The organism is Flavobacterium gelidicaeli (genome assembly GCF_013294005.1).
GTDB lineage: Bacteria > Bacteroidota > Bacteroidia > Flavobacteriales > Flavobacteriaceae > Flavobacterium.
This window is the reverse complement of sequence record NZ_JABSNK010000024.1, coordinates 1-12920: the sequence shown is the minus strand read 5'-3', so window position 1 is coordinate 12920 and position 12920 is coordinate 1. Positions and strand designations below refer to the sequence as shown.

Here is a 12920-nt window from a genome sequence, read left to right as displayed (position 1 = left end):
TGTTTTAGAAGTTGTACAGTTTTTTGCATCAGTAACAGTTACTTCGTAAACACCGCTTGCTAGGTTGTTTAAATCTTCAGTTGTAGCAGCGATTGCGGTTCCGTCTTTTTTCCAAGAATAAGTGTAGGATGCTGTCCCACCAGTAGTTGCTAATTTTATTGCTCCAGTGTTATCATTGTAGCAATTTACATTAGTTTGAGAATCTAAAGCGAGTGCTAAAGCCGCATTAGGCTGAGTTAGCGTAATTGTTTTAGAAGTTGTACAGTTTTTTGCATCAGTAACAGTTACTTCGTAAACACCGCTTGCTAGGTTGTTTAAATCTTCAGTTGTAGCAGCGATTGCGGTTCCGTCTTTTTTCCAAGAGTAAGTGTAAGATGCCGTTCCGCCAGTAGTTGTTAGTTTGATTGCTCCAGTGTTATCATTATAACAATTTACATTAGTTTGAGAATCTAAAGAGAGTGCTAAAGCGGCATTAGGCTGCGTTAGTGTAATTGTTTTAGAAGTTGTACAGTTTTTTGCATCAGTAACAGTTACTTCATAAACACCGCTTGCTAGGTTGCTTAAATCTTCAGTTGTAGCAGCGATTGCCGTTCCATCTTTTTTCCAAGAATAAGTGTAGGATGCCGTTCCGCCAGTAGTTGTTAGTTTGATTGCTCCAGTGTTATCATTATAACAATTTACATTAGTTTGAGAATCTAAAGAGAGTGCTAAAGCGGCATTAGGCTGCGTTAGTGTAATTGTTTTAGAAGTTGTACAGTTTTTTGCATCAGTAACAGTTACTTCATAAACACCGCTTGCTAGGTTGTTTAAATCTTCAGTTGTAGCGGCCATTGCCGTTCCATCTTTTTTCCAAGAATAAGTATAAGATGCCGTTCCACCAGTAGTTGTTAATTTGATTGCTCCAGTGTTGTCATTATAGCAATTAACATTAGTTTGAGAATCTAAAGAGAGTGCTAAAGCGGCATTAGGCTGAGTGATAGTTTCGGTAAACTCTCCTGTTTTACATTTGTCTTTATCAAAAACGATTACTTTATAGGTTCCTTTTGGAATATTAAGTAGATTTTGAGTTGTGGCGTAAACAGTGGAGCTGCCATCTTTTTTCCATTCGAATGAATAAGGGGCAGTTCCACCAGAAGCTGTTATTTTAATATTTCCAGAACTTTCTCCAAAACATTTTACATTTTCTTTTGAAGCTAAATCAATTTGCAAACAAGGGAAATTATAGGTTCCGTTTTCAATAGTTTTAGTGTCTGGATTACATGATGAATTTACATAATTTAATATTGATTCGCTGATTTTAGCACTCCCACAAATAGCAGTTTTAGGAGTTAAAGTATATTTAAGTGTAATAGTCTCCACGTTAAGGAATTTATTTTCCCATGTTATGGTTTGCCCTGAAAAGGATTGAGTACCGTTATTAGTTGTTACTACATTGATAGTATAATTGCTAGGAATTATTTCTTTCTCAGAAAGATTTTGTGCTACCCATGATAGTTTGGCTGCAATATCGTTGTAAATAGTAGTAAGGTTTGCTGCATTTTGAGTTATAATAGCAGGACTTCCTTGGATACCATCTAAAGTGTATTTTGCTATATATTGTTGACTTCCAGGTGTGTTTATGTTACCATTTATTCCTCCAAATAAACCTACAGAGAATATTTGATTGTTGTATAGAACTCCAGATTTAGTAGTAGTTTTAGCTTTATTAGCGGCAATTATACTTTTTTGGACACATTCGCCATTAATTCCTGACGTGCAATTTGATCCACTAGATCCAAATCTATTTGCAACACCATCAGTAAGTAAAACTATGTTTCGAGAAGTATTGCAATCAAATCGTCCGTTTTGTTCTAATTCTATTTCGGCTTTAGTGATTCCGTCCTCGATGTTTGTAGATCCGTTAGCGTTTAGGGAATTTATTTTTAATTTTAATGCTGCTATACCAGCTGGATTTAAAGTTGTTAGACCAATTTCTAGTTTTGCTGTGTTAGCGTAAGAAACAACTGATATTCGGTTGTTGGGATTTTGAGAAGCACTATTTATAAAAGAGTTAGCAGCAGTTTTAGCATAATCAATAGAGGTTTTTATATCCCCAGAAATGCCATATCCCATACTCCCAGATACATCAATTACTAATATTATATCAGAATCTTTGTTAGTTGGGTTAGCACCAGTAATATCTAGTTGAACATCTATAGCATTACAAGAGCTGGCGCTTTGAGTAACGGTTCTTTTTGTTGTTATAGTTTGCCCATGAAAAATTGTAGATACAAACAATAATACTATTGTTATCCCTATTTTATTTATGTCTTGCAAGTAATTGCTAAAAAAGAGTAAAGTTTTTTTCATCAGATAATTATTATAAATGTGATAAAATAGATGTTGGTTTTGTTGTTGTTAATCTTTTGATGGATCAATAATGTAGGTATGCAGAATAGTTTCTGTTTTGTAGTTAGTACAATTCCCCGATTGGACGAAAAGAGAGGTACAAGCCCATTTTTCTTTTTTTGTAGCGGGATTTAGAGTGACATGAGCATAAAAATTGATCGACTCACCTGGATTAACACTAATAGTGTTGATGGGATTTTTATTAACATCAATAAAGTCTAAATTTATTAATACATTTTCGGCAGTAGTGGAGCCATCAGGATTTTGGCATGTTGCATTTATATCTTTTGAGGCAAGTGTATATGTATCAACAGCAACGCCATTATTTTTTATAAAAAGTGAATAATAGGTTCCTGAAGGAGGTGTGCTCCTAATATTTCCATCATTCTCTACCTTTAGAGTTGCATTACAAACATTAGATTGTCCGTAAGAAAGAGCGCTTGCTAATATTAGAAATAGCATGACTATATTAAAAGTTATGTTATTTATATTAGGTAAATAAAATTTGTTAGGTTGAGTAGAATTTGATTCCATATTATTCTAGTTTAATTTTAGTAATAGCTTTAGTAAAATATATTGTTATCCAATAAAAATTAGTTTGGGTTACTATTTTTATTGTATAGTTAAAGTCAATATTTTTTAAAGTGTAGGGTATCCTATTTATGCTAAAAATCTTTTAGAATAAATACTAAACTTTATGTAGGTTCAATATTTTTATTTTAGCATCTAGTCAAGATGCCAAATTTTCAGGAAAATAATTATTCTTTTTTTTGGGGTTAAAAAGAATACTCTTTGTAGGTAAATTATTCCTGTACCTCTCTGTTTTACAGAGTGGTATCATTATTTCTTTTATAAATGTAATTGTAAAGTTTATTAATGATTAATTTTTTCTATAATTAACCAATATAAACGTTAAAGAGCAGTTTTTAAGCGTGTTTGAGCAAGTAAATTAGTGATTTTATTGTATAATGGCGTATTGACTATTTTATTTTTGTGTGAAATAGGAGGGGAGCACTACTGTTGAATTATAGCCCCGATTGTAGTGTAAATCCTTTTACTTTATTCTTTAAAAAGTAAAAGATTGCAACGGAAAGCGGGAATACACTTGATAATAAACGAGAAGTTGTGCTACAATAAAACTTAAGTAGTAGTTAGGGGAACTACTTTATTATTTAGAGCGTTAACTTTTTTAGATCCGGATGTTTTTATCAACCCGATAATAGCCAATAAAAATTATTGTAAAAGGAAGCCAATGTACTCACTAAATACAAAACTTAAATATAACCAATAATATGGAGAAAGGGTTAGTAGATTATTAAGATTGATGCCTTCAGTAACCTTAGTGTGTTGAGCCATTATTGTAATTATGTTTGCTATGACTGCGTTACTAAAGGCTTATGGTCTACTTTTAGTTATTATAAATTATATTTTACCGTGATACATTGCTTTTACAATCCCATCAGATAATCCAATTTTAGGAACATATATTTGTCGGGCACCGCTCCATTTCATAGCGTTAAGATAAATTCTAACAGCAGGAATGATTACATCGGCACGGTCAGGGTTTAATCCTAGTTCCGATATTCTTTGATCGTATGTTAACGAATTCAAGAAGGCATATTGTGAGTTGATATAGATGTAAGATAAAGGCTTTTCTTGTGTTTTTCCAGACATTTTAAAAAGCTTATTGATATTTCCTCCAGAACCTATTAAGGTTACCTCTTCAAAATCTTCAGTGTTTATTTTTATCCATTTTTCAATTTCTTCCCAAACTAAGTCGCAAACCATATTGTTTAATAAACGTACAGTTCCAGCTTTGAATGATCTTGAGGTAATGATTTTTCCGTTAGAGAAAATAGTGAATTCAGTGCTTCCACCACCTACATCAACAAATAAATAAGTTTTGTCAGTATTTAATAGATGTAACAAATCGGTTGAGGCAATAATAGCAGCTTCTTTTTTACCGTCAATAATTTCGATGGTAACATTTGATTTTTCCTGAATGAGTTCTACAATTTCTTTTCCATTGTAGGCTTCTCGCATTGCAGATGTGGCAAATGCTCTATAGGATTGTACTTTATGTACTTTCATTAATAAATTAAAAGCGGTCATTGCATCAACCATTCGGTCAATATTTTCCTGAGATATTTCGCCCACAGTAAAAGCGTCTTGCCCTAACCTAATAGGTACACGTACAAGAGAGCTTTTATTAAACTGAGGTTCTTTTCCTTCTTGTTCAATAATATTTACAATCAACAATCGCATGGCATTAGAACCAATATCAATTGCGGCATATTTTTTTAAGTTAATCATTGTTGATGATGATTTTTAATTTTTGAAATAAATAGAAAGAAGGATAATTTAAAATTCTTCATTTAATGAATCTACTTTGCTTTGATAGTACTTATAGGTTTCAATTTGTGCTCTAAATATGGGTTCGTTATCACTATCTCTATATTTATTATCCAGTTTTGATGAATGATACCTTGCTTTGACATTTCCTTTCCAGGCAATATCAAAGTTGTCAATAAGCTCTTGTTTTATTTCTTCATCATATATAGGACAAGTAACTTCGACTCTTCCGTCTAAATTACGAGTCATAAAATCAGCCGAAGAAATGTATACAGCCGTTTGCCCACCGTTAGCAAAAATATAAATTCGGGAGTGCTCTAAATAATTGTCTACAATACTTATGGCTTCAATATTTGCGCTCATTCCTTTTACGCCGGGAATCAACGAGCAAATTCCGCGAACTTGCAACTGTATTTTTACACCAGCATTACTAGCTTCGTATAATTTATCAATCATTCTAAAATCAGACAAACTATTCATCTTTAATTTTATATAGGCTTTTCGACCTGCCTTAGCATTCAAAATTTCTCTGTCAATAAGTTTATAAAATCGTGTTCTCGTATAATGAGGGGAAACAATAAGATGTTTATAGCGGTGGATTCTATAATTTATATCAAAAAATTCAAATACTCTGTTAATGTCTTTTAAAATTTGCTGATGACTGGTAAAAAGAGTGACATCCGTATAAACTTTTGCGGTAGCTTCATTAAAATTTCCGGTAGAGATAAAACCATAACGTTTTGTTTTTCCGTTTTCGTTTCTTTCGATAACACATACTTTGCTGTGTACTTTTAATCCTTTTATTCCAAAAATCAATTCGATACCTTCTGTTTGCATTTGTTCAGCATAAGAAATATTCGAGGCTTCATCAAAACGAGCTTGTAGTTCGATCTGGACTACTACTTTTTTTCCGTTTTTAGCTGCGTTAATTAACGAACTAATAATTTGCGAATTTTTAGCAAGTCTATACAAGGTAATTTTTATAGAAGTAACCTTTGGATCTAAGGCTGCTTCACGCAAAAACTTGGTTAGATAAGAAAATGACTGATAAGGTGCGTTTAACAAATAATCTTTATTGCTTATTTTTTCTAAAATACTTCCTTCTAAGCTTAAACCTGGAATAGGTAAAGGGTCATTTTTTTTATACAACAAATCAAACCTACCTAAATTAGGGAAATCCATATAATCACGTCTGTTGTGGTACCTTCCTCCAGGGATAATACTATCAGTAGAAACAATTTTCATTTTATCTAAAAAGAATTGAAGGGTGTCAGTTTCAATTTCTTGGTCATAGATAAAACGAACCGGTTCTCCTATTCGTCTTTCCTTTACACTAGTAGATATTTTTTCAAGCATACTTTTACTTAAATCACTATCAATGTCAAGTTGTGCATCACGACTTATTTTAATCATGTGTGCCGATACACTTTCGTAATCAAAAATATTAAAGATGCTTTTAAGGTTATGTCTAATAACATCATCTAATAATATCACATATTGTTTATCGTCGTCAGATGGTAATACCAAGAAACGATTCATTGTTTTAGGAATCTCAATAATAGCATAACGAACTTCGGCCTCTTTTTTCATGACTAGCTTAATGGCTAAGTAGCCCATGTTGTCTTTTAATAAAGGAAACTCGGCTAGGTCATTAAGTATAATGGTAACAAGTTCTGGACTTAACTTTTGAATAAAAAAATCTTTTAAAAATTTTTCTTGCTCAATAGATATTTCATTTTCATCAATGATAAAAATGTTTTTTAATTTAAGTTCGTTTTCGATACTTTTTAAAATAACCAAACTTTCTGTTTGATCCTCAATAACTATCTCAGTAATGTCTTTAACTAGCTGTTGAGCCGAAATTCCGCCAAGAATCTTCTGGCCACTTTTACCAGACAAGCTCAATCTTCTAATTGCCGCAAATCGTACTCTAAAAAATTCATCTAAATTATTAGAGAATATTCCTAGAAAGCGAAGGCGGTCTAATAAAGGTACTGTTGGGTCAGCGGCTTCTTGCAAAACGCGTGCGTTAAATGCTAACCAACTTTTTTCTCTATCTATGTATTTTTGTTCTAACACTTATTTTTTATTTTAAATCTTTTGGAGTCACTATTTTTATAGTTTTTCCGTCCTTAATATCGTTCCAATTATTTGCTTCAAACGCTAATGATACAAAACCAGTTGTAGGTACATTAGTAATGAAAACATCCCCAAATTTATTAACAAAATTTGTAATAGCGGCATTATGACCAAAAAGAATAATACTTTCAATAGAATTATCAGTTGATTTGATGGTTTTTTCTAATTGTGACTCATCAAAAGTGTATAATTCAGGTTTATAAATGATACTTTCAATAGGGTAGTGCAGGTTCTGTGCAAATATTAATGCGGTTGCAGTTGTTCTTTTTGCTGTACTGCAATGCATTACATACGTTTTTGGAATAAAATTTGAGATATTTAAAGAAACTAAGTGAGCGTCATTAATGCCTCGTTGATCTAATGGTCTGTCAATATCCTTCAATGGAGTGTCCCAGTTAGATTTTGCGTGTCTTATTAATAGTAGTTTTTTCATAGTTAAAAATAAATAAGTTGAACAGAAACAGAAAGGTACAATTTAAAAGTATTTTTAATCAAATATTTTTTTTATATTTTAAAACCGTTGTTAGTACGATTGCGTAAATATAAAGTGTTGCTTTTTATAATAAGAGATAAAATAGTAGTTTTCAATTGTATGAACAAAGTGTTTTAATAAAAAAATATGAAAATATTAGGTTTATATTTACAAATAAATACCTTTCAACGGTTTTATTAGGTTTTTATAGATGAAAATTTAAATTTGTTAGAATGATAACTAACTTTGTACTTAAAAATAAACTGCCTTTATTATAATTTTGGCTGCCCCAAATTAGAATATGATATATAAAATTACTTCGAACACCATTATTGGACTTATTAATGACGCACTATTTTTAACGAGTAGATTTTTTTCTAACGTTAAAAATGCTACAGTGCTGTCTTTTCCTATGTTTATAAATCAAGGTTTTGTTGATGCATTTATTAAGGGTTTTTCTAAAGAAAAAATCTTTGACGAAATGCTATTTTATTATAATCAGGAGGGACTACTTTTTTACCCTAATAGAAAGTTATACAGATTAAGAGTCAATAGTTATATTAAACCTGTGCCAATAGAATGATGATATTTAATTGAATCATTGCACAATCAAAATAGTTACACAGTAAATTAATCTCCTAGAGATTAAAATAAAATATATTTCCATGATTATTTCAAATATGAAAAACAACTACTTTAATTTTTTAAATAAAAATAAAATCTTTTTATTTAGGTTCGTTTTATTTTTCGCATTGCTTTTATCGTTTACTAACTCGTTTGCTCAAACGCCTGTTTTTAATAATCCTGTTCTTTTATCTGGGACTGATAGAGCGAAAGGTGCAATTTATAAATACACAAATGTAATTACAGTAAATGGACAAAAAGTTGATGCAATTGTAACCATTGCAAATATTACTAGCGGTGCAACATTAAATAATTTTGATAACGAAACTACTGCTGGTTTAACTGATCGATTTCAACCAGAAATAACTAGTGCAGTTGGAAGTGGAGGTTATGTAGAATTTAAATTTGACTTTTATAAATCTGGAAGTTATGGTACAACAGTACCAATTGCAGTATCTCTTGATTCTTTCAGTTTAGATGTTATTGACCTCGATGGAGGCGAATTTATAGAGATTCAAATACCAACTCCTGGAAATTATGTTCTTGATAGTCCAACTTTGATTGTTAAAACTGATAGACCTAACAATTATACACGACTGCAGGGGCCGGCTATTTCCTTTAATGGAATTAACACAATTGAAACTTCAGTTATAGCTCAAATTAATTTATTTGACGTCTCAACAACAACTTTTAGGTTAGGTAGCGCAGTAGAAGCCAATAGTAGAAGAAGTTCTATAAGTTTTGGAGAAGTAGTTTTTAATTTTCCAGTTGCTCCAAGAGCTAATAATGACGTTGTAAACTGTATTGCAATTGGAACAAATGGCAGTATAAATGTGACAACAAATGATACAGATGCTAATGGAAATATTAATGTTGCGACAGTAGATTTAAATACAGCTCAAGCAAATAGACAGACTACCTTAGTTGTTGCTAATCAAGGTACATGGAGTGTTGATAATTTTGGAGTTGTTACTTTTACTCCATTATCAACATTCAAAGGAAGTCCTACGGCAATAACTTACACTATAAACGATACAACACCGTTAACATCTAATACAGCGACAATAACAATGAATTATGCTCCAGTTGCTCCAACTGCTGCTGCTCAAAGTTTTTGTTCATCTAGCTCTAATACAGTTGCTAACCTTACAGCGACAGGTACAGGAATTAAATGGTATACGGCCGCGACTGGTGGAAATGCTCTAGCAGCAAATACGGATCTTACTGGTAGAACATATTATGCATCACAAACTGTGAATAATTGTGAAAGTACAAGAACTCCAGTGGTTGTGACAGTAAATGCGGCCTCGACAGTCGTTTTTACTAGTGGAACACAAAGTCCAACAGTATGTTCATCAACGGCTATAACTAATACAGTGTATACTTTTGACGGAAGCGCAACTAATGCAGCGGTAACTAACTTACCTGCGGGTTTGACTTCTAGCGTAAATAAAACTGCTAAAACGATAACTATTAGCGGTACGCCTACTGCTTCGGGTACTTATACGATTACAACTTCTGGGCATACTACACCTTGTACAGCTGCTACTATTAGCGGAACGGTAACGGTAAACCCTGCTTCAACTGTCGCTTTAACGTCTGCTACGGCAACGCAAAATCAAACAGTATGTTCAGGTACAGCTATTACTTCAACTGTATTTAAATTTGATGGCAGCGCAACCAATGCAGTAGTAACAAACTTACCTGCTGGTTTAACCGCTACCGTAAGTACAGCAAACAAAACAGTAACCATTAGTGGTACTCCTACTGCTTCAGGTACGTATACAATAACAACTTCAGGTCATACAGCACCGTGTACGGCTGCAACAATATCGGGATCGGTAACAATAAATGCAACGCCAGCTACTCCAACGTTGAGTCCTGCTACTCATCCAAGTTGTACGACATCAACGGGTAGTTTTACAATCACTAATTATATTGCTAGTAATACCTATACAATAACTCCTTCAACTGGAGTGACAAGATCTGGTAACACGGTCACTGCTCCGTCAGGAACTTACACGTTAACTGCAACTTCATCATCGTGTACTTCAAGCGCTTCTAGTAGTGTTGAAATTTTACCAAATCCTCAAACAAGTCCTGATACTGATGGTGATGGAATTTCGGATATATGTGACGAAGACGATGATAACGACGGTATTTTGGATAAAAATGAATTAAATTGTCCAAGTGGCTTTATTGATTTAGGGCAAACATTCAACAATAGCACTGCTAACCCTGGTACCGTAAATAATGTTTATAATTATGGAGACGTAACAGGAACTTTTAAATATGAACTTAAAGGAGGTGCTACATGGAACTCTGGTGTAAATAGTCAAAGTTCTAATAATGTAAGTGGCAACTATATAAATGTTCAAGCTAGGGATACTGATTTCCCAACTAATAATGTTGCTGTTTACACCCTAACTTTTAGTAAACCTATTTATAACTTAAATTTTAAGTTAAGCGGTTTAGATAATAATGATAGAGCTGATTTTACTGCAAATAACTCTGGAGTTAATGTACCTGTTTCTATTTCAAATATTAATTTAACAAATGGAGTCTTTATAGGACAATCGGTTAATAGTAGTAATGGTGGAGGTAATGCACCTGCAAATAGTGTTACTGTAAATAGTACAGGGCCAATAAACCAAATAATTATTACAACTGCCAAAAATGGTGGGAATTCTGCAGATATTACTTTACAGATAAATGAATTAAGTTATTGTATTGCAATAGACTCAGATGGTGATGGAGTACCAAATCATTTAGATTTAGATTCTGATAATGATGGTTGTTCAGATGCTAATGAATATTATAATTTATCTACTGCCGATGGTGGGGATGGAGGAGTTTATGGAACAGGAAAGCCAGCCGTTGATACTAATGGAACTGTTAAAGCAGCTTCGTATACAGGATCATATACTAATGTAATTACTAAGGGATCATTAAGTACTATAGCTACTTCAGGACAACCTACAAATCAAACGGCATCAACAACATTTACTGCCGCTTTTACAGTTACTGCTACTGGTGGATCAGGAACAACTCAGTACCAATGGCAAGTAGATAGCGGTTCTGGATTTGTTAATGTAACCAATGGAACTATATATTCGAATGTTACAACCGCAACATTAAGTTTAAAAAATATCACTTGCGATATGAACGGGTACAAATACCGTGTCATAGTTAGTCAGTCAAACTATATTTGCGGAAATGTAACTTCTAGTTCAGCTACTTTAACAGTGCTTAATAACACAGTATCAGCAGCATCATCAACACCAAATTTGTGTATTAATACTGCTTTAACTGCGATTACGCATACAACAACAAGAGCAACTGGAATTGGAACTGCCACAGGATTACCTGCAGGAGTTACAGCTTCATTTGCATCGAATAAAATCACGATTAGTGGTACACCAACAGTAGCAGGAACTTTTGACTACACAATCCCTTTAACTGGTGGTTGTGGATCAGTTAATGCTACAGGAAAAATTACAGTAACAGCAGCGCCAGATGCAGGAACATTATCAGGAACACAAGCAATTTGTATTGACGGAACGACTACATTATCTTCTACTGTTAAAGGAGGTACTTGGTCAACTAATGCAGCAGCTACTGCAACAATTGATGCTTCAACAGGAGTAGTTAAAGGTTTAAAAGCTGGAACTGCAACAATGACTTATACTGTTAAAGGTTCAGGTGGATGTGATGATGCTACAGCTACAAGAGTAGTTACAGTAACAGCAGCGCCAGATGCAGGAACGTTATCAGGAACACAAGCAATTTGTGTTGACGGAACGACTACATTATCTTCTACTACTACTGGAGGTACTTGGTCAACTAGTGCGGCAGCTATAGCAACAATTAATGCTTCAACAGGAGCAGTTAAAGGTTTAAAAGCTGGAACTGCTACAATGACTTATACTGTTAAAGGTTCAGGTGGATGTGCTGATGCTACAGCTACAAGAGTAGTTACAGTAACAGCAGCGCCAGATGCAGGAACGTTATCAGGAACACAAGCAATTTGTGTTGACGGAACGACTACATTATCTTCTACTATTAAAGGAGGTACTTGGTCAACTAGTGCAGCAGCGACTGCAACAATTGATGCTTCAACAGGAGCGGTTAAAGGTTTAAAAGCTGGAACTGCTACAATGACATATACTGTTAAAGGTTCAGGTGGATGTGCTGATGATACCGCTACAAGAGTAGTTACAGTAACAGCAGCGCCAGATGCAGGAACGTTATCAGGAACACAAGCAATTTGTGTTGACGGAACGACTACATTATCTTCTACTACTACTGGAGGTACTTGGTCAACTAGTGCGGCAGCTATAGCAACAATTAATGCTTCAACAGGAGCAGTTAAAGGTTTAAAAGCTGGAACTGCAACAATGACTTATACAGTTAAAGGTACAGGTGGATGTGATGATGCTACAGCTACAAGAGTAGTTACAGTAACAGCAGCGCCAGATGCAGGAACATTATCAGGAACACAAGCAATTTGTGTTGACGGAACGACTACATTATCTTCTACTGTTAAAGGAGGTACTTGGTCAACTAATGCAGCAGCTACTGCAACAATTGATGCTTCAACAGGAGTAGTTAAAGGTTTAAAAGCTGGAACTGCAACAATGACTTATACTGTTAAAGGTTCAGGTGGATGTGATGATGATACTGCTACAAGAGTAGTTACAGTAACAGCTTTACCTAATGCACCAACAGCAGCTGATCAAACAGTTTGTTATAATGGTAATGCTAGCCAAACATTAACAGCTACTGCAACTGGAGGAACTATTACTTGGTATACTGCAGCAACAGCTGGTACAGTTGTAACTACACCTACGCAAGTTGGTGTTGGAACAAAAACATATTATGCTGAATCTTCAAATGGAACTTGTTCTAGTTTGTCAAGAACAGCAGTGAAATTAACTATTAATGA

6 protein-coding genes are annotated in these 12920 nt (G+C 33.8%); 1 reads left to right on the top strand and 5 read right to left on the bottom strand.

What is annotated here, in order from left to right:
• The 5 genes from HNP99_RS17390 to HNP99_RS17370 all read right to left on the bottom strand — a co-directional run.
• Positions 1–2349, bottom strand: a 2349-nt coding sequence (locus tag HNP99_RS17390) for a VWA domain-containing protein (RefSeq protein ID WP_173854721.1), incomplete at its 3' end; no start/stop codon positions are given.
• A 48-nt stretch (positions 2350–2397) separates the two neighbouring features.
• On the bottom strand, positions 2398–2850 hold the full coding sequence (locus tag HNP99_RS17385; RefSeq protein ID WP_173854720.1) for a hypothetical protein: 453 nt from the start codon (positions 2848–2850) through the stop codon (positions 2398–2400).
• A gap of 960 nt (positions 2851–3810) precedes the next feature.
• Positions 3811–4701 carry a Ppx/GppA phosphatase family protein gene (locus HNP99_RS17380; RefSeq protein WP_173854719.1) on the bottom strand — a complete coding sequence of 297 codons (891 nt, stop codon included), beginning with the start codon at positions 4699–4701 and terminating at the stop codon, positions 3811–3813.
• A 48-nt stretch (positions 4702–4749) separates the two neighbouring features.
• A complete protein-coding gene (gene ppk1, locus HNP99_RS17375) occupies positions 4750–6819 on the bottom strand; it encodes a polyphosphate kinase 1 (protein WP_173854718.1) in 2070 nt (689 codons plus the stop codon).
• 7 nt (positions 6820–6826) lie between these two features.
• On the bottom strand, positions 6827–7312 hold the full coding sequence (locus HNP99_RS17370) for a SixA phosphatase family protein (protein ID WP_173854717.1): 486 nt from the start codon (positions 7310–7312) through the stop codon (positions 6827–6829).
• Positions 7313–8016: 704 nt separating this feature from the next.
• Here HNP99_RS17370 and HNP99_RS17365 point away from each other — a divergent pair.
• On the top strand, positions 8017–12920 hold a 4904-nt coding region (locus tag HNP99_RS17365; RefSeq protein WP_173854716.1), incomplete at its 3' end, for a beta strand repeat-containing protein.